At 57.6% G+C, this 26,434-nt stretch carries 21 protein-coding genes; 13 read left to right on the forward strand and 8 right to left on the reverse strand.

Annotation, left to right across the window (positions count from 1 at the left end):
- Positions 1-244: 244 nt before the first annotated feature.
- From GQR90_RS09205 to GQR90_RS09215, 3 genes are all read right to left on the reverse strand, one after another.
- The gene (locus GQR90_RS09205; protein ID WP_158773850.1) at positions 245-1,813 is read right to left on the reverse strand and encodes a c-type cytochrome; all 1,569 of its coding nucleotides are present in this window, start codon (positions 1,811-1,813) and stop codon (positions 245-247) included.
- Between the two features lie 2 nt (positions 1,814-1,815).
- Positions 1,816-3,429, reverse strand: coding sequence for a GMC family oxidoreductase (locus GQR90_RS09210; protein WP_158773851.1), 1,614 nt, complete (start codon positions 3,427-3,429; stop codon positions 1,816-1,818).
- Positions 3,430-3,556: 127 nt separating this feature from the next.
- Positions 3,557-4,180 carry a sugar dehydrogenase complex small subunit gene (locus GQR90_RS09215; protein WP_158773852.1) on the reverse strand — a complete coding sequence of 208 codons (624 nt, stop codon included), beginning with the start codon at positions 4,178-4,180 and terminating at the stop codon, positions 3,557-3,559.
- Between the two features lie 374 nt (positions 4,181-4,554).
- On the opposite strand from GQR90_RS09215, the gene GQR90_RS09220 reads away from it, so the two are divergent.
- The 5 genes from GQR90_RS09220 (at position 4,555) to GQR90_RS09240 (ending at position 8,805) form a co-directional block, all read left to right on the forward strand.
- A complete protein-coding gene (locus tag GQR90_RS09220; RefSeq protein ID WP_158773853.1) occupies positions 4,555-5,097 on the forward strand; it encodes a carboxypeptidase regulatory-like domain-containing protein in 543 nt (180 codons plus the stop codon).
- A gap of 84 nt (positions 5,098-5,181) precedes the next feature.
- Entirely contained in the window at positions 5,182-5,916 is a 735-nt protein-coding gene (locus GQR90_RS09225) for an AraC family transcriptional regulator (RefSeq protein ID WP_158773854.1), read from the forward strand.
- A gap of 164 nt (positions 5,917-6,080) precedes the next feature.
- A complete protein-coding gene (locus GQR90_RS09230) occupies positions 6,081-7,235 on the forward strand; it encodes a DMT family transporter (RefSeq protein ID WP_158773855.1) in 1,155 nt (384 codons plus the stop codon).
- A 198-nt stretch (positions 7,236-7,433) separates the two neighbouring features.
- Complete coding sequence (locus GQR90_RS09235; protein ID WP_158773856.1) at positions 7,434-7,760, forward strand: EamA family transporter; 327 nt, start codon at positions 7,434-7,436, stop codon at positions 7,758-7,760.
- A gap of 118 nt (positions 7,761-7,878) precedes the next feature.
- Complete coding sequence (locus GQR90_RS09240; protein ID WP_199269394.1) at positions 7,879-8,805, forward strand: hypothetical protein; 927 nt, start codon at positions 7,879-7,881, stop codon at positions 8,803-8,805.
- A 75-nt stretch (positions 8,806-8,880) separates the two neighbouring features.
- Here GQR90_RS09240 and codB read toward each other — a convergent pair whose 3' ends face one another.
- Positions 8,881-10,170, reverse strand: coding sequence for a cytosine permease (gene codB, locus GQR90_RS09245; RefSeq protein WP_158773858.1), 1,290 nt, complete (start codon positions 10,168-10,170; stop codon positions 8,881-8,883).
- Positions 10,171-10,664: 494 nt separating this feature from the next.
- Positions 10,665-13,196 carry an FdhF/YdeP family oxidoreductase gene (locus GQR90_RS09250; RefSeq protein WP_233266181.1) on the reverse strand — a complete coding sequence of 844 codons (2,532 nt, stop codon included), beginning with the start codon at positions 13,194-13,196 and terminating at the stop codon, positions 10,665-10,667.
- A 242-nt stretch (positions 13,197-13,438) separates the two neighbouring features.
- Here GQR90_RS09250 and GQR90_RS09255 point away from each other — a divergent pair, with 242 nt between their 5' ends.
- Positions 13,439-13,903, forward strand: coding sequence for a hemerythrin domain-containing protein (locus GQR90_RS09255; protein ID WP_442778521.1), 465 nt, complete (start codon positions 13,439-13,441; stop codon positions 13,901-13,903).
- A 166-nt stretch (positions 13,904-14,069) separates the two neighbouring features.
- Here the strand turns inward: GQR90_RS09255 and GQR90_RS09260 are convergent, their stop codons facing one another.
- Complete coding sequence (locus GQR90_RS09260) at positions 14,070-14,855, reverse strand: hypothetical protein (protein ID WP_199269395.1); 786 nt, start codon at positions 14,853-14,855, stop codon at positions 14,070-14,072.
- Between the two features lie 567 nt (positions 14,856-15,422).
- Between GQR90_RS09260 and GQR90_RS09265 the strand changes: the two genes are divergently transcribed.
- The 3 genes from GQR90_RS09265 (at position 15,423) to GQR90_RS09275 (ending at position 18,561) form a co-directional block, all read left to right on the forward strand.
- Positions 15,423-15,845, forward strand: coding sequence for a hypothetical protein (locus GQR90_RS09265; protein WP_158773859.1), 423 nt, complete (start codon positions 15,423-15,425; stop codon positions 15,843-15,845).
- Positions 15,846-16,186: 341 nt separating this feature from the next.
- Positions 16,187-17,041, forward strand: a complete 855-nt coding sequence (locus GQR90_RS09270; RefSeq protein ID WP_158773860.1) for an SDR family oxidoreductase — start codon at positions 16,187-16,189, stop codon at positions 17,039-17,041.
- Between the two features lie 326 nt (positions 17,042-17,367).
- A complete protein-coding gene (locus GQR90_RS09275; RefSeq protein WP_158773861.1) occupies positions 17,368-18,561 on the forward strand; it encodes a hypothetical protein in 1,194 nt (397 codons plus the stop codon).
- Between the two features lie 69 nt (positions 18,562-18,630).
- On the opposite strand, the gene GQR90_RS09280 is transcribed toward GQR90_RS09275, so the two are convergent.
- Entirely contained in the window at positions 18,631-20,127 is a 1,497-nt protein-coding gene (locus GQR90_RS09280) for an aminotransferase-like domain-containing protein (RefSeq protein WP_233266183.1), read from the reverse strand.
- A 252-nt stretch (positions 20,128-20,379) separates the two neighbouring features.
- Between GQR90_RS09280 and GQR90_RS09285 the strand changes: the two genes are divergently transcribed.
- The 4 genes from GQR90_RS09285 (at position 20,380) to GQR90_RS09300 (ending at position 25,692) form a co-directional block, all read left to right on the forward strand.
- Positions 20,380-21,804: an APC family permease gene (locus GQR90_RS09285; RefSeq protein ID WP_158773862.1), complete on the forward strand. Its 1,425-nt coding sequence runs from the start codon at positions 20,380-20,382 to the stop codon at positions 21,802-21,804.
- A 123-nt stretch (positions 21,805-21,927) separates the two neighbouring features.
- Entirely contained in the window at positions 21,928-23,388 is a 1,461-nt protein-coding gene (locus GQR90_RS09290) for an NAD-dependent succinate-semialdehyde dehydrogenase (protein ID WP_158775421.1), read from the forward strand.
- Positions 23,389-23,506: 118 nt separating this feature from the next.
- Positions 23,507-24,802, forward strand: coding sequence for a 4-aminobutyrate--2-oxoglutarate transaminase (gabT, locus tag GQR90_RS09295; RefSeq protein WP_442778522.1), 1,296 nt, complete (start codon positions 23,507-23,509; stop codon positions 24,800-24,802).
- A 239-nt stretch (positions 24,803-25,041) separates the two neighbouring features.
- Positions 25,042-25,692, forward strand: a complete 651-nt coding sequence (locus tag GQR90_RS09300) for a DsbA family oxidoreductase (protein WP_158773863.1) — start codon at positions 25,042-25,044, stop codon at positions 25,690-25,692.
- 45 nt (positions 25,693-25,737) lie between these two features.
- Here the strand turns inward: GQR90_RS09300 and GQR90_RS09305 are convergent, their stop codons facing one another.
- Positions 25,738-26,391, reverse strand: a complete 654-nt coding sequence (locus GQR90_RS09305; RefSeq protein WP_158773864.1) for a TetR/AcrR family transcriptional regulator — start codon at positions 26,389-26,391, stop codon at positions 25,738-25,740.
- Positions 26,392-26,434: the final 43 nt, after the last annotated feature.

Genomic DNA, 26,434 nt, shown 5'->3' on the forward strand with positions numbered 1-26,434 from the left:
ACCGCAGTTCTTCAGTTTGTGCTGCATTTGCGCGCAACACGCACGGCATGAATGCGAATTAGGGTCCTGCGTACTGCAATTTTACCCTAACTTCGTCGTAGCGCCAGTGCGAGTTGCCCTTGAAAGCAATGTACTGCCAGTAGGAAACCGTTCAACACAATCAAACCTTGTCAAACAGGGGCAGCCACATCACGGCTAGCTGCCCCTGAAAAAGCGCCCTGTCTGTCAGCGTAGACTGGTGTGCTTACTCGCCACGCCAATCCTTGAGCTTGTCACTCAGCAGCTGACGACGCGCATCTGGCGCGGCCAGTGTCTGGCTGTCATGGCCTTCTCCGAAGCGATTCTCCAGATAGTCCATCAGATTGATCAGCTCATTGTCGTTCAGGCTGCTGTCAAAGGCCGGCATGAAGACACTGTGGCCATTGCTCTCACGCTGTACGCCATTGAGAATGGCCTGCGCCAGATTATCCGGATAGACGCTGCCGGTGACACTGTTGTGGAACAGTGACGGGTAGTAGCCGTCTTGCGTACCCGCACCATCAGCACCGTGACACATGGCACAGTGGCCCAGATACAGACGCACGCCAGGCGTTGCATCCGTCAGCTGGCCGATCAACTCCTTGTCATCCGGACGCTTGTCCAGCGGCTGCCCACGAAGCAACAGCACGTCATCGGCCGGTGCGCCCTGATTGAAGCGAGTCGCGACCTGCGGGGCATCTTGCGAGCCCTTCTCGTCGGCCTGCTTCTCAGATGGCGCCGTAGCCTCCGCCTTGCGGTCATCATCATTGACCGCCTCGCCCTGCTCGCCCTTGCCATTCAATGCGGGCAGTGACTTCAGATAGACCGCCATCGCATTGAGGTCTTCGTCAGTCATATGGCGCATGGAGTGACTGATGACATCCGCCATCGGGCCACCCGCCTGTGCCTTGCCTTTCAAGTTGCCCGTCGAGAGATAGGTGACGATATCCTGCTCGCTCCAGCTACCCAAGCCATCCTTGACGTCCGGCGTCAGGTTGAAGGCACGCCAGCCTTCAATCATCGCACCACCGAGATACCCTTCTTCATCGCCGGTCAGCGCCTTCTCCTGGAAGGCAAGGCCGCGTTCGGTATGGCAGCTACCGCAGTGACCCGGGCCCTGCACCAGATAGGCGCCACGATTCCAGTCAGCCTCTTTCTGCTCGTCATCCTGCCATGGCTCAAGCGGTGAGAAGATTTCTTCCCACAGGCCCATCGGCCAACGCATGTTGAGCGGGAACGGAATTTCGCTCTCACGATTCGGCTCGCTGCTCGGCGTGACATCATGCATGTTCCACGCATACAGCGCCTTGATGTCATCATCGGTCAGACGCGCGTAGGACGGGAACGGCATCGCCGGGTACAGGTTATGGCCGTCAGCTGCTTCCCCTTCGCGCAGCACACGGGTGTATTCCTCAAGGGTATAGTTGCCGATGCCATGCTCGGTGTCCGGCGTGATGTTGGTGGAGAAAATCTCACCGACCGGTGTCTCGAACGGGAGGCCACCTGCGTAGTCTTCACCATCCTTGGTCGTGTGGCAGGCAGCACAGTCACTGGCCTGCGCCATATAAAGACCTTGCTTGACCAAGGCCGGGTCACTGGTGGCCGCCTTGTCAGCAGCAACCTGCTTGGCGTGCTCATCTTCCCCGTTGCCACAACCACTCAACAGCAGTGTGCTGACGCCGGCAAATGCCGCTAGACGAATGGCGCTTCCCAGATGACGATGCGCAGGACGGACCATCAGGCGTTTCTTGGCAATACTCTCATCATTCACGGCGTTACGACCTGGCTGGCCCATGCTCATATTTCCTGTTCTAGCTGATCGGCGATACGGAGAGACAAGGCCGCGATGGTCAGGGTGCAATTGACCGACCCAACGGTCGGCATGCAGCCGGAGCTGGCGACAAACAGGTTGTCATGGCCATGCACACGGCAATCGCGGTCCACCACGGACTTCTTGGGGTCGTCTCCCATCAGGGTCGTACCGCAGATATGCTGGTTGTTGGAGAATTCGTCACGGAACGCGATATCCGTGCCTCCCATCAGCTGAGCGATACGTGCATATTGTTCTCGGGTATGCACGGCGCTGCGCTTGACGTAATCATCGATAGCATAACGGAATTCTGGCCTCGGCAGGCCGAGCGCATCGCGTTTTTTTGATGGCGTGATGCGATTGGACGGCTCCGGCAACAACTCATGGAAGCTATCCAGTTGCACATAACGGCTGGCACGATTGTCAATCTGGGCCTGCAGGTCGGCGCCCAGGCGCAGCGGGGTTTCCGACAACACCTCCGTCGTCATCTGCTGTGTACGCGCCATGTTGGAGAGGTGCAGCTTCTTGGAGGCGTACTCCTTGCGGAAGTCCCCATCACGCCAAGTGATGATCGAGGTCATCTCCTGAGGCCCACGCCCTGCCCACAGCACTTCATCGGCCAGGAAGCTGACGCCGGTACCGGGGTGATCCATCAGGTGACGCCCCACCATGTCATTCTGATTGCCGACACCATTGGGCGTATGTGCATTCACCGACATCTGCATCAGCTTGGGCGTTTCGATACCGTTGGCCGCCAGCACAACCTTGGGCGCGCTCAGGCGATGTTCCTTGCCCTGCGGATCGAGATAGCGCACTTCACGGATCTTGCCGCTGGCATCGCTTTCCAGATGGTGCACCACAGCATTGTCGATCAACTTGGCACCCGCACGTTCGGCCTTCTCGACATGGATGATGCCGGAGTACATCGCCCCGATCGGACAGATCGGCATGCAGTTGTTGTTGCCACAGCAGGTCGGGCGATCGTCGTACGGGCGACTGTTGCGCGCGACAGGTTCGGTGACCATGTCAAAGCCATGCGGATTGATCCGCTGACTGACACGCTGCTCATTCCATGACAGCGGCAACGGTGCCATCGGATAATCAGCGCTGCGCGGGCTGCCGAGGTCAACATCATTCGGGCCCCATACCCCCAGCGCCTGCTCGGCACGGAAGTAGTAGCCTTCCAGGTCATCATAGGAAATCGGCCAATCCAGTCCGACGCCATATTCGCTTTTCAAGCGGAAATCGCTAGGCAGGAAGCGCCATGCAGACGCCGCCCAGTGCCAAGTAGTACCACCGACGGCGCGAATGTATTGCGCGTCATAGACCTGCTCGCCCTTCTGCACGAGGTAATTGGCATTCTCGCCATACAGCATCGGGTGTGGCGCAGCCTTGCTTGCCGGATAAGGCCCCATGAAGTCCATCTTGTCGGCTTGATTACGGAAGCGCTCCACAATCTGCCAGCGCTGCATGCGAGGGCCAGCCTCAAGCATGATGACTGATTTACCTGCCTCGGCAAGCCGGTGGGCAATCAAGGCGCCAGCAACACCAGAACCGACGATGATGACATCGGCATCATGCGAATGGGATTCCGCAGCCATGCAGGATTCTCCTCAGAGGAACATTTTTTAGACGTGAATCTTGATCGGGAAGTACCCGAGTCAAGTTGTCAGGAAGTTCAAAAAGCGTATCAGGGACAGCATCAGGGTCAGGACTGACGAGGCATGATCACTCAGGACGCTGTGCCCAGAAGCCCGGTTGGTTAGGGCAATAGGTGCGGATGATCTGCACATCGCGAGGGCCGGCATACATGGCCGCGTATTCATAGGCGATGACTTCCGCCGCGGGATCATCAATTGCAGTGCCAACCGTGCCCAGCATCCAGGCTTGGAGGACACGTCGCACCAACTGCATCTCGGAGGCGTCGAGATCGTCTTCCTTCAGATAGTCACGCGCCTCGCCAAGTGCCAGCAACTTGTTCTTCAGGGCGGGCAAACTACCCATGCCTGGCACATTGGGGGCAGGGATACGCACCAATGCCTCAAAGAAACGCTCACCCAGACGTTTATCCAGCGTCTTGTCGCTCAGTAACCATGCTGACAGGAGCATGAACGCCTTGAAGGCTGAGTCATCATCAGACGCGGCACCGGATGACGCCTCTGATGAGGTGGCACTGGCCGCCAGTGCAGAAAGTGACAGGCTGGAAAGCGCCACCAATCCCAGCCCCGACACACCCAGCTTGAGCAGACGACGACGTGCCGGGCTGGTCGGCTCAGCGACTTGGGACGCTTCATGATGACCATCCTGGCGCATGGGGACATCATCCGAAACACTATTTTCACGTGGGGTCATGCAACTCTCCGAAGAATGAAAACCCGATAACGAGCTCGCGATATACCCTCAGGTAGCCACGCAAACATTAACGATGTATGAATAGAGGCAACTGTCTCGCATTAATAGACAAAGGTCTAATGAATAATGCTTTTCTGTTTCAACAATTTCATAGGTTAGCTGACAGCACGCCAACGGTATGAGAGAAAGATAGATACGTGCCCCAAGCACAACCCCGGGGTGGCGATGCTCTTTGCTCACAGGCATGTCGGCCACCACTGACAGTTTCCTGAACTCCACCAGGCCAGTAGGATGGCGCTATCAAGGTGGCGCTTGTGACATGCTGCACCCATCAGTCGCCATCGCTACATCATCATCTTCGAGGAAGGTCCATCATGCTTCGCCAACTGCGTACTCCCCTTGCCCTGCTGCTCTGCACGGCAGCCCTTGCCGGTTGCGAAAGCGCCTCGCGCATGGCCGACAGCATCACCATGCCGGACTTCAGTTCGACGCCCGAGGTAACTCAGGGCGAACAACGCGTCGAACGCACGATTGCCTTCCCTGAAGCCGAATACGCCAAGCTTGACAAGACCGGCACCTCTGTCATCAAGGGCCGCATGTCTTATGACTGGAAGGGGCAGACGGTCTACGCCAATGGTGATGGCATTTCAGTGGCACCTGTCACGACCTACTCCGCTGAAGCCGCTGAACTGGCGCTGTCGGGCAAGACAGTAGAGAGAGCTGACTCCCGCGCTCAGGCGTATACCCATATCGTGCGGACCGACAGCAATGGCTACTTCAATGCCGGCAGCCTGCCCTCCGGCACCTTCTATGTCGCAGGTGTGATCAAGCTACCCGACGGCACGCGCAGCCCGCTGATTCTCAGCCAGGTGCAAGTCGGACGAGGCCAGACCCGTAGCATCGAACTCAGCCGTTGATTGCGCGCTGGTCGCCGCGCTCCATTACAGCACCAACACCGCCACACTTGTCCGCATTCACCGCCTGATGATGGCCATTGCACCATGACGACACTCTCACTGCGGGCCTATCCCCCGCAGGCTACCGTGCATGATCACGTGCATCACCAATTGATATTGCCGATCCGAGGACATCTCGATGTCCAGGTGGGCAGCCATCAGGGCACCGTGGTCACCGGGGAGTGCGTCATCATTCGCCCCGGCGAGTCGCACCTGTTTCATGCCAAGGATGCCGCGCGGTTCATCGTCGCCGATCTGGACTATCTGCCCGACAATCTCGCGGCATCTCAGCGGGTGGTGTTCTCGATCAGCACTCTACTGATGAATTACCTGCTGTTTCTCGAAGCCCAGCTGCAGGGTGAGATAGACAGAGAGATCGACCGGCTGTCGATCTCTCTGTTTCTCGGCCTGCTGGAGAAGCAGACCTGCGATCATCGGGTCGATCGCCGGCTATTGCGGGTACTGGATACCATGAAGGCCCAGCTTGGCCAGCCCCACGACGTCGCCTCACTGGCCAGGCTTGCTCACTTGAGCCCGACCCAGTTTCACAAGGTGTTTCGCGACAGTCTGGGGATCAGCGTCAAGCAATATCTGACTGCGAAACGCATGGAGCGCGCCCGCGCGCAGTTGATCCATACCGATCTGAGCGTGCAACAGGTGGCCGAGGCCGTCGGATATCAGAATCTTTCCGCCTTCTCTCGGCGCTTTTCCTGCCATTTCGGGCAGTCCCCGCGCGAAATGACACGTCAGTATTCCAGTCTCACTCCAGCAAACGATTGAGCTGCCTTTCAGAACCCTTCCAGAATGCTCGATGTCATTGCTGCGCTGGCATGTGATGGTTTGCTTCTCTCGGCAGATCAGAGCGTAGTTTCAGCACAATAATATCTCGCAATGAAGCGTAATCTCGTACTCACCGAGACACACTTCATTGCGAGCCATTCATCATGCAGCATTCCTTCTCCCAGGCGCCCTTACGCTCTGCTCTGCAACGCCAGGTCGGCAACCTCTCAGTCCTCACGGCAGCCTTGCTATGGGGGACAACAGGCACCGCAGCCCACTTCAATCAGGGTGTCAGCCCGCTTGCAACCGGCGCCTTCGCCATGGGGTTTGGTGGCATATTGCAGGCAGTGCTCTCGCGCAGGATCCTCCGCGTTGAGCTGGCGATACTCGTCGCGCATAGACACCTCGTCCTGTGGGCAGCCCTGTGCATCATCCTCTATCCCCTGGCGTTCTATTCCGCGATGGAATACACCGGCGTGGCGATGGGGACTGTCATCACCATTGCCACAGCGCCACTGGCGGCTGCCGCCCTGGAGTATGTGCTTGACCGCAAGCACGTCAGCCCTCGCTGGTACGCAGCCCTGATGCTGGGCATGGTTGGAGTCGGCCTGATGGCCATGGGCGAGACACGACTGCCTGATGCCTCAACGCCTGCAGACGCCTCTGCCATCGCGCAGGAAAGCCACAAGCTCATCGGTATCGGACTTGGCATTCTGGCTGGCGCCAGCTACGCCACCTACTCCCTTCTCGCGAGACGCATGATGCTGTTGGGTATCCACCGGCGCGCCGCCATGGGGGCGATGTTCGGCATCGCAGGAGTGCTGTTGTTGATCGGCCTGGCGGTCAGCTGTCTATTCATCAATCCTCGCCTGTTCGCCACGCCGGTGAATGCCACGGTCGCCGTGTACATGGCATTGATCCCGATGCTGTTGGCCAGCTTGATCTTCGGACGTGGACTCGCCTGCGTTCCCATCAGCAGAGTGACCGTGCTGACCATGTTCGAACCGCTGGTCGCCGGACTGCTGGCCGTCATCGTGGTCGGTGAACAGTTCACCCTGATGGGCGCAGTCGGTATGGTGCTGATCATGACGTGCCTGATGCTGCAACTGCGTCCTCAAGCAGTGCAGGCCGCGCAGAACACTCAGCAGCCGGAGCTCGCGACCTGGACGGCTCCCCACACGGTAGCAGAGCCCCAACCCGACTCTGCAGACTGGGGTGACTCTGATCTGTGGAGCGACTCTGATGCATGGAACCAACCGGACTCTCCCCGATCGTCAGAGACGACATCATCGAATGTTGGTGATATTTCGTCGTATTGACCGACAGTGGTTTCAGCACACTTTTGCAGGCAGTGGCCATGGCGTGAGCAGCACAGGGCAGCTCAGAGAAAGGCAGCTCGGATCAAGAGACGTCCAGAGAAAAAAGAACAGCCCAATGACGATGCCACGCGCCGATGTTGCAGCACCTGACAGCGCAATCGACATGGGCAGCCTCGCCGTTCTGTTTGCCGCGCTGCTGTGGGCAGCCTGTTCGGTGTCGCGCTGATCGCAGGCCTGGGCTTCAGCATACTGACGGCAGACTCGCGTCTGTTCACCACACTCGGCAACACCAGCGTCGCGTTCTACATGGCACTGGTACCGATGTTCCTCGGCTATAACATCTTCGGCAACGGCCTGCAGACCGTTGCCGCCAGCAAGGCTACCCTGTTGGCACTGTTCGAACCGCTGGTCGCCGCGCTGCTCGCAGTCACCATCGTCGGAGAACAAATCGCTCAGCTGGCTGGGCATGGCGCTGATCGCCGCCTGCCTAGTAATCCAAGTGAAGCCACAGCGTTAAGGTATTAAAAAAATAATGTTGACACCTTTAAACATGACTACAACCCTAATAGAGATAGTCAAAAATCAAAACTATAAGGGAACGATCATGACAAGGAAGTTGATAATATTCGGCAATGGACTTGGCATGGCTCTAGATAGCGATCATTTCTTACTATCTAGAGCTTTGGAAAAAGTGTGGAGCCTTGATGACTTCTTGACTGATGAACAAAAAGGTCTTATCAAAGCCTGTCTAGATACAGACGAATGCCCAAGAGGTGAAGAGCAATTAGACATATTGCATCAAGTCGCATCACACTGTAATAGCTTAGAAACTCTAGGGCGTGGATGTTGTGGATGGCTAAATAAGCATGGCGCTGAATTCCCTATAGTTACTGGTAAGTTTATCCACAAAACTGCAATTGAACTGTATAACTTTGATGGAGCTCTACCTAACCATTTCGCTATGCCACTTTCAGAGTTTGTCAAATCTACCAAATCACATGTTGCAACGTTAAATTATGACAAACTTTTATATGAATCATTTATAAACACAGAGGTCCTCAAAAACTATGACAGTGCTTTGATAGATGGCATGCTAGGCAGAGGATTCGAGGCTGAAAATTTCAACAGAAAATATGGCAAAGACTTTGGCTACTATATGCATCTTCATGGGTCCCCTTTATTTTTTGATGCAGATGCAAAGACCGTAAAAGCTCGGTTAAGTGGTCTATACTTAGCGATGGAAAGCTACGGACCTCATATCGTATTAACTCATGTTAAGCACAAACGCTCTGCCATTCTTAATTCGAATGTACTAACAGCATACTGGCATCAATTACAACTAGCACTACATGAAGCAACGGAGGTAATACTATTCGGTTACTCTGGCCAAGATATACATCTAAATAAAACCATTCAACCGCATGTTATTGAAGGTGGCAAGCATGTAAGAATTGTTGAATGGAGTGGCGCTGGAGAAGAAAGAGATCGAGTCGCATATTGGCATGAAATATTAGGTAGCAAGGCCACCTTGTTAAGACTAGACAGAGTATTAGATTTTACAGACTGGTAATTACAACGCCCAACGAGTCTAGGACTCGTTGGGCGTTTCATATTCCTCCACCCTTCACATCATAGGCTCAGTCACTCACGCCGCCGTCTTGCTGGTGACCTCCACAGACATCAGCTTGAGCAGTGCACCGTAGACGATGAAGGCGACCAGGACACCCACGACAGGTGGCATGAAGGGCGAGGCCCAGGCACACAGGCAGGCGATGGCGTAGGCAGCGAGCCCCGGCCAGTGATAGTCGACACTCGGCATCTCGGCGAGGCGCGGATACTGGCCTTTATGCCCAAGCCAGAAATTGGCCATGATGACGCCACCGATCGGCGGGATGAAGGTGCCGAGCAGAATCAGGAACGGGATCAACCATTCATACATGCCGAGTACCGCAAGCAATGTGCCGATGGCCGCGCCACCAAGAGTGACACGCTGACGATGCGGAGTGCGCAGCAGGTTGCAGCCGGCAATGGCGAAGTTGTAGATGGTGTTGTCCTGCGTCGTCCAGATATTGAGGAACAGCATCAACACGGCAAGGCTGACCAGCCCCTGGGCGATCATCACGTCAACGATATCGGCTTGCTGGTAGATCATCGCGCCGAGTGCGCCGGTCACGACCATCAGGCCATTGCCGACGAAGAAGGCCGCCAGCGTGGCGATCACGGCAATCTTGGGCGAGCGTGCGAAGCGGCTCCAGTTGGTGGCCTGGGTGCCGCCACTGATGAAGGTACCGATCACGGCCGTGATGGCAGCCGTCCAGCTCATGGAGTCTGCCGGCACGATGGCGGCAAGCCCCGTCATGCCACCGATATCCACCATGCCGGTATAGAGGCTGAACAGAATGAACAGCAGCATGGCAGGCACGGCCACACGCGAGAGCATGTCCAGCCCGCGATAGCCGACCATCGCCGTGAGACAGAAGGCAAAGCCGAAGATGACCATCAACGGTGTGGTCAGCCATTCCGGCAAGCCCAGCGTCTTGACCAGCACGATGGCGATGGTCGCCGTACCCCAGGCATACCAGCCAATCTGGGTGAAGCCGAGCACGATATCTGACAGACGACTGCCCTTCTCGCCAAAGCACAGACGGCCCATCAATACCGAATTGAGACCACTCTTGCAGGCGATATAGGCCAGGGCGGCTGCATAACCGCCGAGCAACAGATTGCCGATCACGATGATCCACATCAGCTCATTGAGCTCGAACGCTGCGCCCAATGACCCACCCGCCCACATGGTGGCAGTGAAGAAGGTGAAACCGAGCAGCACCATCGAGGTGGAGAGCAACCCACGTCGCGCCGACGCCGGCACTTCACTCAAGGGATAATCATTGCCTGATTCGCCGTCTGTCGCGGCGCTATTACCGTGTTCTGCCATGAGTGCCTTCCTGGAGCTCGGTCATCAATCTTCCGAGTCTCGTGATGAGTGGGGACATATTGCGCGAGGGACGCCCAGCCAGCGGGCTGCAGCGGCGCTACGGTACCAGATCGCAATATTCAGGCCAGTTTTTGCGACACAGCTGCCAAGTTGCCTCTGGCGCAACGCTTGAAAGCTGTCTCAGGCGTCAGGTTGCTGACTCGCGCGCGACAGGAAAACTCATCGGATCGCAAGGCTGAGCGGCAGATCATGCGCTTTGCCAAACTCCTTTGGCTACCGCCTGAAACTCCCCAATGCATTGGGTTGTGGCATGAAAATGCCGAACGCACCACATGGGTGCGTTCGGCATTTTAAGCGTCAGGGTCATCACTTGACGTTTGACCAGGGTTGATTCTACTGCAAGCCTCGTCGTTATCTTGACTTAGTGTTCAAGATCAAGTTTTTTGACGAACGTCGCACTCTGACGTCCAGTCGCCGACTTCATTTCTCTCAGATCAAGCACTGGCTAGCACACCTTCACTGGCATTGACCTCTTCAGTGTCCATCAGACGCAAGCGAACCGGCACCGATTTACAGGCCGGTGTATTGCTGCGCGCATCACGGTGATCCAGAGGAATCAGGTCATTGGTTTCCGGGTAGTAGGCCGCCAGACAACCGGTCGGGATGTCGTAGGCCTTGAGCTTGAAGCCGGCCATGCTGCGTTCGACACCGTCCTCCGACACGGTTTCCAGCCGCACCCGATGGCCCTCCTCGAGCCCGAGCGTCTCGAGATCCTGCGGGCTGATCATCACTACCATGCGCGTGCCGTAGACATCGCGATAACGGTCATCATTCGAGTAAACCGTGGTGTTGAACTGATCATGGCCACGTAGCGTCATCAACAGGAAGGTACTGTCCATGTCCAGCGTCTCGTGAGTTACCTTGTCGAGACCCTCCTCATCGGTCCCCAGGCCTTCGGGAAACAGGAAGTTGGCGCGCCCGGAGTCGGTATGCCAGATACGCTCACGCGGGGCGATACGAACATGAAAGCCGCCCTGCGCCAGGCGAGCGTTATAGCGGGGGAATATCTGCGGAAACACGGCCTCGATGCGCTCACGAATCCGCGCGTAATCGGCCTGCAGCCAATCCCAGTCCAGCGTGGGATGCCTAGGCAAGGTGGCCTTGGCCAGCTGACAGGCAATGGCAATTTCCGAGTGCATGCTCGGGTCTGCCGGCGCCATCACGCCGCGCGATGGCGCCACGTTGCACATGCCATCCTCGACACTGGTGGTCTGCTCCGCGCCCTTGCCATCGGCTCCTGCCTGGAGGTCACGCTCACTGTGCCCAAGGGTCGGCAGCACCCAACCGTGCTTGCCGGGCTGAAGATGGCTGCGATTGAGCTTGGTGGCGATGTGCACGGTCATGTCCAGTTCACGCACCTTCTCGACCACGCGCTTCTGATCCGGAATGGCACGAAAGAAGTTACCCCCCATGCCGATGAATGCCTTGACCTCGTCGCGCAGTATCGCTTCACAGCATTCCGACACATCATGCCCTGGCTCGCGCGGGCATTGAATGTCGAATACACGATCGAAGGCGTCCAACATCTCGGTGGTGGGCAGATTCTCGATACCGACGGTACGGTCACCCTGTACATTGGAATGCCCGCGTACCGGACAGGCGCCTGCCCCCGGCTTGCCAATATTGCCGCGTAGCAACAGCAGATTGATGATCTGCTGGATCGTATCGCCACCGCGGGCATGCTGGGTGATGCCCATGCCCCAGCAGCAGATGACACGCTCCGCTTCCATGTAGGTCTTGGCCGCCTTCTCCAGTGACTCACGCGAGAGACCGGACATGTCGACCAGGTACTGCCAATCAAGCGCGCGACAATGGCTGGCAAAAGCCTCGTAGCCATGGGAATGCTGGGCGATGAAGTCGTGATCCAGAACCCCCACCGCATACGGATCATCCGCACGCAATGTGTCATCAGACTCGATGACGTACTTGCACATGGCCTGAATCGCAGCCAGATCACCGCCGATTCGCAACTGGTGATACTGGGTGCTGATCTCCACGCCATCACGACTGAGCATGTCCTTGGGCGATTGCGGGTCAGCGAAACGGACCAGTGCACGTTCGCGCAGCGGATTGAAGGTCACGACCTCAGCACCCCGCCCGCGTGCCTCATGCAGATCGCCCAGCATCCGTGGGCTGTTGGTACCGCTGTTCTGCCCGAAGATGAAGATGGCATCCGCCTGCTTGAAGTCTTCGAGATTCACCGTCGCCTTGCCGATACCGATCGATTCCGGCAAGGCACGCGAGGTGGTTTCGTGACACATGTTGGAGCAGTCAGGGAAGTTGTTGGTGCCATACATGCGCCCAAACAACGAGTACAGGAATGCCGCTTCATTGGAGGTGCGACCTGAGGTATAGAACTCGACCTGATTGGGATCCTCGTAACGCTTGAGCCGCTCGCCGATTTCGGCATAGGCCGATTCCCAGCTCACCGGCTCGTAGCGATCTATCACAGCGTTATAGCGTAAAGGATGCGTCAGGCGCCCTTCCCGCTCCAGATGGTGGTCCGTCCACTCGCGCAACTCGCTTAGCGTGTTGTCTGCGAACAGGCTGTCACTGACTCGCTCACGCGTGGCCTCCCATGCCAACGCCTTGGCACCGTTCTCGCAGAAATTGGCACCCTTGGGCTTGTCACCATTCGGCCAGGCGCAGCTGGGACAGATGAAGCCATCCGGCTTGTTCATCTTCATCAAGCTGGTGTGGCCCTTGATGGGTAGATGCTGCTGCCAGATGAAGTGCTCCACCGCTTTCAGTGATGGCCAGCCTCCACCGGGTGAAGTGCCTACCTGGCTCCCCGCGAGGTGCGCGTCCAGCGCCGGTGCATGGGAGCCCTTGTCACTCATGATCGCGCCTTTCTGAGGCGGTATGCCTGAAGCGGGACTTTTCTGGTCAGTAGACGGTGCCTCTGCAGTAACCTGCGATTGGCGTTTGACGTCATCAGACGGTTGAGGGGTAGGCACATCGGTCATGGTCAAGCTCCAGCAGGCATGCGGGGTCATCCAGGGACAATCAGTTACCAGTACCTGCATGCGCGAAGGGCCTTTTTCAAGAGGCTGCTCCCATGTTCACCTGCTTCCCCCCTTGAAGTTGCTGTCAGTCGACACCAAGGTTATACAGACCTGACACAAGCAGACCTGACACAAGCGCGGTGATTTCATGTATTTGTCACCGCTAGAATTGCAATGACCTGACATCGATGAGGATATTGGAGATGAATAGCGATATGAAAAGCGACATGACCATCTTTGAAGCCCTGCGCAAGAGCCACGATGAACAACGCCGTCTGCTGGGCATGCTGGTGCAGACAGAAGGTGATAGCGCACCGCGTGATGATCTCTTCAACCGTCTAAAGGCTGAGCTGGCCAACCACGCCGGTGCCGAGGAACGCGCGCTGTATATCCCGATGATGGAACACGACATGACGCAGGAAAAAGCGCGTCACAGTGTGGCAGAGCACCATGAAATCGATGAGCTGGTAGAGAAGCTCGAAGCGACGGATTACAGCTCCTCTGCCTGGCTGACCACGGCCAAACAGCTTGAGCACCTGGTGACGCACCATCTGGAAGAAGAAGAGCAGGAAGTCTTCCAACTGGCAGGGCGCGCCCTTGATGACGCCGCCAAGCACACGCTGGCAGATGAATATCTCGCCGACATGAAGGCACGTGAAACTGCCTGACTGACGCTGTCAGCACTTGTTGAAACCCGGATACTGATGCGGGTAGCGGCGAGAACAGATATTGTCGTTGGCGATGTCGTTGGCGAGAGAGAGGGGCTGGCCATGATGGCCAGCCCCTCTTGCGTTGTTACCTGAATGACGCCCGTGCCTGGACTCTCCGCATGGCTTACCTGCGACGCGCTGGACGGGTGGTTGCTCCGCGCTTGTGAGCCCCCTTCGAACCGCCTTTGTCATCGTGCGATTTACGGGCAGTTACCTGAGCTTCGGGACGCCCCACATAGCGCGCAATCCAGATGGTGTGCTTGGCGCCAGAACTGCCGTGAGCATAGACCTGCTCGGCCTTGGCCTTGAATCCCGCCTTGGAGAGACGCTGGGAAAAGCGCGGATCTGCACTCGCCGACCACACCGCCAGAATGCCACTGGGCCGCAGTGCACGCGCGCAAGCCGCCAGCCCTGCGGCACTGTAGAGCCAGTCATTGTCATCTGCCGTCAGCCCTTCAGGGCCATTGTCGACATCCAGCATGATGGCATCGAAGCCGGCAGGCGCCTCACGCAGCACCTCGGCCACATCACGATTATCGACGAGAGCCCGCGGATCACGAATCGGATAACCCGCCTTCTCACCCAGCGGACCGTCGTTCCAGGCCACCACACCCGGCACCAGCTCAGCCACGATCACCTCGGCATCGGCATTGAAATGCTTGAGCGCCGAGGCCAGCGTAAAGCCCATTCCCAAACCGCCAATCAATACGCGCTGAGCCGTCCGGCTTGTCAGCAGGCGCGCCGGAATCTCCGCCAGCGCATCTTCAGAGCCATGCATGCGGGTGTTCATCAGCTGACCGCCCTTGCCACTCTCGATCTTGATGACGAAATCCTCGCCATACTCAAACAGACAGAGTGAGTCTGTCGTGCCGGGAATCGGAGCAGTATCAAGCAGCACAAAACGTTTCATGGCACATCCACAGGGGAAAAATCGCAGAGGAAGAAGTCACAGGGGCCGTCAGACCGCGCCCTGTCAACAATATCAACATGACGGACATCCACTCGACATGAAGGAGCGTTAGTCTAACAGCCTCGATGATGTTGCTGATATCCAAGAGGGAAAGTGCCGGGTAATGGCTTCAATGGCTGACGGCTGCGCTGAGCACAGCGTTGGTACGTGGCTCACGACTCAGCATTTTCTCTCTACCACACAAAGACACTCACCACCGAGACAGTCACTTTGGAGACAACTCTCAAAGAGGCTGAAGTAATATCAGGGCGTATATTGCTGGCACATTCTTCTAGCTTCTCTAATACTTCTGCTTGAGGCGTTGGAAGAATGACTGAAGGGACAGCTGAGAGAACGGCTAACACTGCGTTTTGTAATGCCTCATGTGCTATTGCAACAAACGAACGTACAACGACCCAAGCACTGCAGGCACGTTCGTGGACGTCATCACACTCTCTTGAAATAGCAACGTACCTAGAGAATCCAACGAGATTCCATTACATCGAAACCGAAAAAGGGGACATTTCGATGCCACATACCCAGCCTGAACAGCTAGCGACGATCAACACACAAAAGGTCGCTGAACGCTTTCGCAGTCTCCATCCCATCGTGGCACTCGTGTCGGCCACTCGACTCATGCAATACCTTGAACGTGAAGGCATGCAGCTGACAGAGCATCGAGCGCTGTGCGCCGACATCATCCGCAGCGCCTTGCCAAGTCTGGAAGCAGGCCCGGGGAATGACCCCAGCAATGTCCCTGTCCTCGATGGCGCACGCGAGGCAGAAATCGTCCCTTCCGTAGCCGAGCCCGCCATTGCCAATGGCATTACTGATGACATGGTCGAGGCCGCCGCGCTAGCCCCACCTGCCACTCTCAACTCTGCCTCTGTCGCGGCAGGTGCCAGCGAGCCTGCAACGGTGCATGACAAGCCCCGCGGCATGATGTCCTGAAGCGACGCCATCACAGCAGCGTGTCATCTCCCGACAGGCTGGCAAGACACTCGACAGACGGACAAGACGCTAAACAGGCTGACAATGACGCCCGTCGCTGATCCCTCAGCGGCGGGCGTTTCAGTCTACAAGTCTCTTCGTTCCCTTCGAGCAGCACACTCCCTGTGGCGAAGCAGGGAAAAGCCGCGCCTCTCCTGGATGACAAGACCCCAAATATGAGAAAAAACGCACATGAGGGTTTAAAACTCGCTGCGTATCCGCATGTCAGTGAGTGCAGGACGTTGAATATCTGAAGACGAATTTATCTAGCCTCTAGATCAACGGATAGGGAGTGTGACGACATGAGTCAATTACAGCCCCCGCAGCATCAGGACCACCAACCCGGCGATGAACATCGCATGCAGCCCGCACCGCAATACATTCGTGACAGTTACCGCGGCAGCGGCAAGCTCAAGGGCAAGGTCGCCGTCATTACCGGCGGTGACAGCGGCATAGGTCGTGCGGCGGCCGTGCACTTTGCCCGTGAAGGGGCAGACTGCATGATCACTCACCTGGGCAGTGAAGAAGTGGATGCAGAGGAGACGATTAGCCTGGTCGAGGCAGAGGGGCAGCGCGCGATTCGAATCGCGGGTGATGTGGGCGACCCGGCTTTCTGCCGCAAGGTGATCTCCGGTGCGCTGGAGGCCTTCGGCAAGCTCAACATCCTGGTCAACAACGCAGCCGAGCAATACGACTGGGGCGATGTCACCGAGATCGAGGATGCCCAGCTGGAACGCACCTTCCAGACCAACATCTTCAGTCACTTTTATCTGATCAAGGCAGCGGTCCCGCATCTCGACAAGGGCGACACGATCATCGCCACCTCCTCGGTGAACGCCTTCAAGGGCAACGATACCCTGATTGATTATTCCGCCACCAAGGGCGCCATTCAGGGCTTGGTGCGCTCACTCTCCGGCACGCTGATGGACAGAGGCATTCGCGTCAATGCCGTTGCCCCAGGCCCGGTATGGACCCCGCTGATACCGGCGAGTTTCAATGATGAACAGGTCGCCGAGTTTGGTAGCCAGGTACCGATGGGTCGCCCAGGCCAACCAAGCGAGATGGGGCCGGCTTACGTGTACCTCGCCAGTGATGACTCGTCCTACATGACAGGACAGACCCTTCATCTCAATGGTGGCGTCATCCTCAATACTTGATCATTCAACACTGGATCATGCAACGCTGAATCACACGGCACGCAATGATCCGACGCCACTGAATGACGCACTGACGGGCAGGGGCCGATGCAAGGATATCGGCCCCTGCTCGTTTCATCTTGAGCGTCACACTTGTCGTGTATCCTGCCGTGATTGCCGTACCAGACGACTCTTGAGCCTCCTCGATGGCTCTGTTCCAAGCTCCGTGGTCTGCACTCCGATGCCAGTCAGGCATCACCTCCCCCTTCCTGCGTCAGCGCAAGACGCTCTGCCGCGATTTTGCTACCCTGCGCTCCCGAGCTTCACGATCAATCGAGACTTCCTGAATGCCCCCAGCGCCACGCCTAGCTCTTTGTGTATCCGTTCGCGCCGCAGTGATCGCACTGTGTCTTTCTGCGTCTACCCTGTCACCGGCGGTACTGGCAGCGGACGGCATGGACTTCGATCAACCGGAAGCCTTCGCCACGCTCAAGAAAGCCGTCAGCTATTTCGACGAGATGGAGACGCTGCCAGAGGAGGCCTGGATCAGTCGTGACCAGACATCGGCACGCGATGATATGGACGACATGATCAAACAGGCGATGGAGGCACTGGACGTACCGGAGCTGACCCAGCTGCGCACGACGTATCGCAAGGTCGAAGACAAGATCAGCGACACACGTCAGCAGATATCGGAGCTCAAGGAAAAGCGTATCCTCGCGCCGGATACCGATGTTTCGACTCTGACACGCTTCACGCCGACCGAGACGCTGCGTGAGTTCACCGCCAGCACGCGCGGTGACTATGATCTGCTGATCAAGGCTCATGAGACCAATATCGAAGCGTATCAGGGTGAGCTGACAACGCTGGAAGGCCAGCTGGCAGCGCGGCTGAAGGAGATTGATATCACGCTGACACCCGACCAGGTACAGGTATGGTTGTCATCCGTGGTTGGTGATGACGTACTGGACATGAGTGTCGTATTCGCGAGCATCAAGTCAGTGGCACAGCAGCTGGCTGAGTTGACCCGCGATAGTGGCGAGAATCTGGAATACGCGCGCCGCTATTACGGCATGGTTGTCATGTTGCATCGCATGATCGTGACCATGCAGGAAGACTTCATCACGCGTGTAAATGATGAGGTATTGCCAAAGTTGAAAGGCTTTGCCACAGAGGCTGAGGCCACGACCCGTGACGCCCGCTCACTCATCAAGCAAGGCGGTCAACGTGAGAGTCTGGAAAACAACATCCGCGCCAATGCCCTGACACTCAAGACCATCACTCTGTATCGCACCCTGGTCAGCGAGCAGCGTGATCGGGTCAAGCAGTCGCTGAGCCAGAGCCAACGTGAACTGGCAGTGGCGACCAACACCTACCGCACCGTCAAGCTGAGCGCGCATGTCGCCGATCTGATCCGTCAGGGCGTGAAGACGTTCGATACGCTGGCAGAGCTACAGGTGCCCGTCGCGATCAGCTTCCAGAACAGCGCCATGCGTGAGGAATTCCGCAAGTTGACTGAACGGATGCAGCAAGCGAAATAATGTCGCTTTCCCTGCCTGTCACACTGCTCCTGCTTGTGACACGCACTGCTAGCCCCCCCTCATTACGGCTCACTCGCCCCGCTTCTCCATGGCATTCGTGGAAGCGGGGCTGCTGCGCAACCGAACATCGCGCAGCTTCAGTACCGTCTCAAGAGTACGCCGTAGACGTGCCGCCTCGCTGACCAGACTGTCGCCAGACAACATGCCCACGCCAAGCACCAACCCTCGTCGCAAATCCGTCTCACTGCATACCATGCTCAACGGCCGCACGATGAGATGCTCCTTCATCAATAACTGCGCCACACGCTGGTCATCAATGTCTTGTGCAAACTGCAAGCACAGACTGATGCCACGTGAGGGCGGCGATACACTGAACACACCCTTCACCTGACACAACTGGTCATGTACGACCTGCTGACGTCCCAGATAATCACGCTGAATGCGCTGGTACCAGCCATCGAGATCGCCATCGGCGATGAATTGCGCCAGCACCGCCTGATCCAGCATGCGGCCCTCACGGAAGACTTCACTGCGCAGCCGATTCATCGGACCCGCCAGTGAGCGCGGGACCACCAGATACCCCAGCCGCAAGCCCGGGAACATCAGCTTGGAGAAGGACCCGACGAGCAAGCGATTATCCGAATCCGGGTCAAACAGCAGTTCATCGCAATCATCGCCACTGAACTCATAATCATCCTCAAGGATATAGGCCGGCTGAGATGCCTCACAGAGTGCCAGCTTGTCTTCGCGGGAGGTGGGGACACTCAAGGGGTAGTGGTGTGAGCCAGTGAAATACGCCATCTGCACGGGCACACGTGGCAAGGCTGCCAGCTCATGTCCATTTTCGGGACACCACGGTATCAAGTCTGTCTCCATCCCAGCCGCCAGAAAGACATTGCGCGCCCCCCAGTAACACGGTGATTCCATCACGACGCGCTGCCCAACATCGGCCAGCGCCAAGGCACACAGTTCGATGCCGTGGTGAGTGCCCTCGGTGATGATGATCTGCTGAGTATCACAATCAATATTGCGCCAGCGGCGTAGAAAATCCCGTATCTCACGCTTCAGCGGACCATAGCCGCCACTGGAATACGAAAGTAGTAGTGCGTTGTGCGGCACCGTGACACTGGCATACAACTGGCGCCATTTACGCATCGGAAAACGCGCGATATCGGGGATACCCGGCACGAAGGCGCCGCTTTGAATCAGGCTGGCCCCCTGACCGCCCAGTACCCTGCGCGCACGTGTCGACAACGGCAGTGGCGTGATGACAGCCGTCTGTGGTGCCAGACGTTGCGGATGATGCGGCCGTCGTGTCCAGGTGCCCTGTCCATGACCGGTATGCAGATAACCTTCTGATATTAGTGACTTGATCGCCAGTGCGAGCGTATTTCTCGCCACCCCCAATGCCACACACAGACTGCGATGCGCTGGCAGTCTCGCACCCACTGGCCAGTCATGACGAATGACTTCCAGGAGCGCTTGCTCCACCCGGACCTGCTTGCCAAGGGTCTGAGACTGACGCATATAGCGCTCGATCAGCGGAGCGAGTGTCACCTGATCCATATCAATACTCCTGATCGCAGGGGTCGGTCGCTCTACGACCAAGGGGGTAGGCAACGTAGGATTATCCGACGGCGACTTCAAGTGGTCTAGTCAAAAGAATAATTGGTCCATTCGCAGACAGTAAAACCACTGCTAGCGTGTCTTTCAAGCGCCGCAGATAAAGTGTCTCCCCCGGACAGGTAGCGAGAGCGACGTTAGCTCGCACACTGCGTCGTTCTATAACAACTTCCAAAAGCATTCGGATGACTATTCATGAGCAACACTTCTCCTCCTGCACAACAACTTGTCAGAGTATTGGCCCGTGGTGATGTATTGGCACTGGCCTTCGGGGCCATGGTCGGCTGGGGCTGGATTGTCCTCACCGGTGGCATGATAAGAGACGCCGGTAGCATGGGGGCCATCATCGCCTTCATCATTGGTGGTACTGCCGTTGTACTGATTGGACTGACCTACGCCGAACTGGCCGCTGCCATGCCGAAGGTTGGCGGTGAACACGTCTATAGCTATCGTGCGATGGGCCACTTTGCATCGTTCATCTGCACCTGGACCATCATCCTCGGCTATCTCAGCGTGGTGTCGTTTGAAGCGGTAGCGCTGCCGACGGTCATCGAGAATCTGGCACCCAACTACGCGATTGGCCACATGTGGACCATCGCGGGCTGGGACGTGAAGGCTACCTGGGTTGCCGTTGGTGTCGGTGGTTCACTGGCCATGATGGCCATCAACTACGTCGGCATCACTACCGCGGCACTGCTGCAGAAAGTCGTGACCGGCATCATCCTCATCGCGGGAGTGTTGTTCGTGACCGGCGCGCTGTTTGAAGGTGACGTCGCCAACATGACACCGCTGTTCACTCAATCTGACGGTGGCGTGACCGCCGGTATCATTGCCGTACTGGTGCTGGTGCCTTTCCTGTTCGTCGGCTTCGACGTCATCCCGCAGGCCGCCGAGGAGATCAATCTGCCCTACAACGCCATCGGCAAAGTGCTGATGATGTCGGTCGTGCTAGCCGTGGTCTGGTATGCACTGATCATTCTGGCTACCAGCATGTCACTCGATCAGGAAGCGCTGAATCAGAGCAACCTGAGCGTGCCGGATGCCATGGGATCACTCTTCAACTCGCCGTGGGCCAGCAAGCTGATGATCCTCGCGGGTATCGCCGGCATCATCACCAGCTGGAATGCCTTCTACATCGGCGGTTCACGTGCCATCTACGCACTCGCTCATGCCGGCATGTTGCCTGCCGCACTCGGCAAGCTGCACCCGAAACACAAGACCCCGACCAACGCCGTGCTGCTGATCGGCCTGCTGTCCTGCATCGCGCCATTCTTCGGACGCCCGGCACTGGTCTGGATCGTCGACGCCGGTGGCCTGGGCATCGTCATCGCCTATCTGTTCGTCGCACTGTCCTTCGTGATTCTGCGCGTCCGTGAGCCGAACATGCCGCGTCCGTTCCGCGTCAAGAATGGCATGGTGTGTGGCGTGCTCGCCGTGATTCTGTCCTTCGCCATGGCCTGTCTGTACCTGCCGGGCAGTCCGTCTGCCCTGACCGGCACCGAATGGTTGATCTTCGGTGGCTGGATGATGCTTGGCCTGGTGATGTACGCCATCGCCCTCAAGCAATACGGCCGCGACTATAGTGATCGCATCATGAAACCGTCCTTCGTCGACGAGTGAGTCTGTCCTGCTTGCTCGCCCTGCACGTCCCTGCAAGACGTTTCCCCATGTACAACGCCAGCGCTTGAACGCCAAGCACTCATGACGCAAGAGGAGCTTCACATGTCCCATACCGCAGTCGAGATGTCCGCCTTCCTGAAACGCTATGTCGGTGACGGTATCTTCGTTCCCGCACTGATCGGTGCAGAGCGACGCGAGACCGGCACCACCTTCGATGTCACCAATCCGGCCACGGGCGAGCTGTTGGCGCGTGTCGCTGAAGTCAGTGCCGATGACACGCGTGATGCCGTGGCCGCCGCCGATCTGGCCGGCCAGGCGTGGAAGAAGGTGCCGGTCAAGGAGCGTTCTGCGCTGCTGCGTCGCTGGTTTGATCTGGTACTGGCACATCGTGAAGACCTCGCTCAGCTGATGACGCTGGAACAGGGCAAGCCGCTGGCCGAAGCGCGTGGCGAAGTGACCTATGGCGCCTCGTTTATCGAGTTCTTCGCTGAAGAAGCCAAGCGCATGGCCGGTGAAACGCTGCCGTCCCACGGGGCGGACAAGCGCCTGATGGTATTGCGTGAGCCTATCGGTGTCGTCGCGGCCATCACGCCGTGGAACTTCCCGCTGGCGATGATCACCCGCAAGTGTGCACCGGCCATCGCGGCGGGCTGCTCGGTGGTCATCAAGCCGGCGGAAGCGACGCCGCTGACCGCACTGGCGCTGGCGGATCTCGCCCTGGAAGCCGGCCTGCCGCCGGGCCTGATCAGCGTCGTCACTGCCATGAAGCCGATCGCCATCGGTGAAGTGCTGACCACCGATCCCCGCATTCGCAAGGTGTCCTTCACTGGGTCCACGCCGGTGGGCAAGTTGCTGATGGCGCAGTGTGCCTCGACCGTCAAGAAGACCGCGATGGAGCTGGGCGGCAACGCACCGTTCATCGTCTTCGATGATGCTGATGTCGATGCGGCGGTTGAGGGCGCTATCGTTTCCAAGTTCCGCAATGCCGGTCAGACCTGTGTCTGCACCAATCGCTTCCTCGTCCAGGACGGCGTGTATGACGCCTTCGTCGAGAAACTGGCCGCACGTGTCGCCGCCATGCAGGTTGGCGATGGCCTGGTGGATGGCAACACGATCGGCCCGCTGATCAATGATGCCGCCGTCAGCAAGGTGCAGCGCCATATCGACGATGCCGTCGACAAGGGTGCACGCCTGGTGTGTGGTGGCAAGCAGCATGCGCTGGGTCACAGCTTCTTCGAGCCAACCGTACTGGCTGATGTCACCACCGACATGCTCGTCGCGGATGAAGAAACGTTTGGCCCGCTGGCGCCGATTTTCCGCTTCCACAAGGACGAAGAGGCCATCGCGATGGCCAATGACACGCCCTTCGGTCTGGCAGCCTACTTCTATGCCAATGACTACCGTCGTATCTGGCACACGCTGGAAGCACTGGAATACGGCATGGTCGGCGTCAATGAAGGCCTGATTTCCACTGAGCTGGCCCCCTTCGGTGGCATCAAGGAATCCGGACTGGGTCGCGAAGGCTCGCACCATGGCCTGGAAGAGTTCACCGAGCTGAAGTACGTCTGCATCGGCGGCCTCTAAGACGGCCTGTTCTCGAGTGGTAGACGTCACGAGACATTCCCCGCACGCCAGGGCGTGCGGGCCCAAGACAACGAAAAGGCAGGCAGTGATCCTGCCCGAAGACTTTCAGGAGAATGACATGAGCACCGATACCACCAACGGCCTGAGCAACGCACAGCTCGACGTCCTCAAGCACAAGTACGTCGCCAAGGGTGCCGTGACTGCCACACCACAGTTCGCCGATACCGCGCTTAACGCTGAAATCTGGGATGCCGACGGCACGCGCTGGATCGACTTCGCCGGCGGCATTGGCGTGCTGAATCTGGGTCACCGTCACCCGAAGATCGTCGCCGCCGTCAAGGCACAGCTCGACAAGGTCATGCATACCGCCGCCGGCGTCATCTCCTACGCGCCGTACGTGCTGCTGAGCCAGAAGCTTGCCGAGCTGACGCCGGTGCGTGGCCCGGAGCGCAAGACGCTGCTGGTCAACTCTGGTGCGGAAGCGGTCGAGAACGCCATCAAGATCGCGCGTGCTGCCACTGGCCGTAGCGGTGTCATCACTTTCGACGGCGCCTTCCACGGCCGCACCATGATGACGCTGGCGATGACCGGCAAGGTATTGCCGTACAAGAATGACTTCGGCCCGATGCCGGGCGATATCTTTCGTGCGCCCTACCCGAATCCGATTCACGGCATCAGCGAAGAAGCGTCACTCAACGCGATCCATACCCTGTTCAAGACCGATATCGCGCCGCACCGCACCGCCGCCATCGTCATCGAGCCGGTGCAGGGTGAAGGCGGTTTCTACATCGCCTCGCCGACCTACCTCAAGGCGCTACGTGCGCTGTGTGACGAGCACGGCATCCTGTTGATCGCCGACGAAGTGCAGTCCGGCTTCGCGCGTACCGGCAAGCTGTTCGCGATGGAGCACAGCGGTGTCGAAGCCGACATCATGACCATGGCCAAGAGTCTCGCCAACGGCATGCCGCTATCCGCTGTCGTCGGTACTGCCGCACTGATGGATGCATCTGGCCCCGGCTCGCTCGGCGGCACCTACAGTGGTAACCCGCTGTCCTGCGCCGCGGCACTGGCCGTCATCGACGTCATCCGTGAAGAGAATATCCTCGAGCGCAGCACTCAGATGGGCGAGCTGTTGGCAGCACGTTTCGCCAGCTGGCAAGCGCGCTTCACCCACGTCGCTCACTCGCGCAATCTGGGGTCCATGGCAGCGTTCGAACTGGTCGATGCCGATGGCAAGCCGGATCCGGCGGCCACTGTTGCCGTATGCGCCAAGGCCAAGGAACTGGGCCTGATTCTGCTGTCGTGTGGCTTCTACTCCAACACCATCCGCGTGCTGGTGCCGCTGACCGTCGAGCCAGAAGTGCTCGAGGAAGGCCTCACTATCATCGAGAAAGCGCTGGAAAGCCTCGCCTGATCCATTGCCTGTTACAAGGCAATCGCGCAAGACAAACGTGTGAAGACAACGGTCACCTTCGGGTGGCCGTTCTTCATTTTCGCCATACGGGAATGACAAGAGTCGCTCTCTCGCACTGTCTTCGTGATACCGCCACCCAACCGCGCTATCGTCCAGACAACTGACGCGCTATGATGAGTGATCGCTCAATAAAGTATTTGAATTATTGCTTACTTCTCTCTCAATCAGTGGAGATATCGATGTCACAACTCGACATTCAAGTCGCCTACGACGTGGTCTGCCCATGGTGCTGGATCGGCAAGCGCCATCTGGATGAGGCCATCGCGCAGCTGGAGTTCAAGGATGAGATCAGCGTCAGCTATCTGCCCTTCCAGCTCAATCCGCATGTGCCGCGTGAAGGCATGGCGCGTGCTGATTACCGTCGCCAGAAGTTCGGCAGTGTCGAGCGCGGCGCGGAGCTGGATGCTCAGGTGGCGCAAAGCGGCGCGCAGAGCGGTGTTACCTTCCGTCACTCGCTGATGCAGCGTACACCCAACTCCACTGATGCCCAGCGTGTCGTCTGGCGTCAGCAGTCGGCAGGCCTGCCGGAACGCCCGTTGCTGGAGGCATTGTTTGTCGCCTACTTCCACGACGGCAAGGACGTGGGAGATAAGCAGGTACTGGCCGAGATCGCCAGCCAACACGATGACAATCTAAGCGTCGAGCAGGCACTCGCCTTCCTGCAATCCCCTGAAGGTGAGCAGGATGTCGCTGGCCAGCAGGAAGCGCTGCGCGAAGCCGGCATTCAGTCCGTGCCCAGCACCATCGTCGGCAAGTTCTACGTACCGGGCGCACAGCCGGTGGAAGTATTGGTGCAGATGCTGACAGAGGCTCGCGAGCAGCAGGTATAAAGAGGGAATGACACGCTAGAAAAAACACGCCTGTTGCAGGCGTGTTTATTTGTCTTGCTCAGGCTTGTGAGGCGCCTGCCATTGTTTGCGTATTGTGTCGATATACAGGGAAAAGTCGTGAGACATGTCTTTATAATCTGTATTCGATAACCATTGAATCTGCAGTCCATCCATGACTGCCATGATAGTTCTGGCAATGGATTCAACAGGTGCATTAGCATCGATAAGCCCATCACTCTTGGCTTCATTCAAGGCCTGACATATCGCCTCAGAGAAAGTTTGATGATGTTCCAGGAGCCAATGATTGGCGGGGTGATCAATATCTACAGCCTCACCAGAAAGCGTAGTGAACAGTTTGACAATACTTTTTTTGCTTTGGTTATGCTCAACCAGGAATACCAGATTTTCGATATAGTGCCACCCGCGTGCACGAGTTCCGGCTAGATCAATCTTTAGCCAGTCATGGGAATCACGACGTGCCATGACTGCGTTCAACAATGCATTCTTGTTGGGAAAATGATGTAACAAGCCTGTCTGACTCAAACCAGCCCCTCTGGCGATCGTCGTCATGGCAGTACTTCTATATCCATCGCGAGAAAATATGTCAGTTGCGACTTCCAGAATCCTTTCACGTCGAGCGTCGCTATCGGTATTGCGCGGCCGTCCGACGGTTCTGCGACCATTCACGGAAGAATTCATCTTGTAAACTCTTGTTATGAAAAGGAGGTAGCTGTCGCCACCT

Source organism: Cobetia sp. L2A1 (assembly GCF_009796845.1).
Taxonomy (GTDB): domain Bacteria; phylum Pseudomonadota; class Gammaproteobacteria; order Pseudomonadales; family Halomonadaceae; genus Cobetia.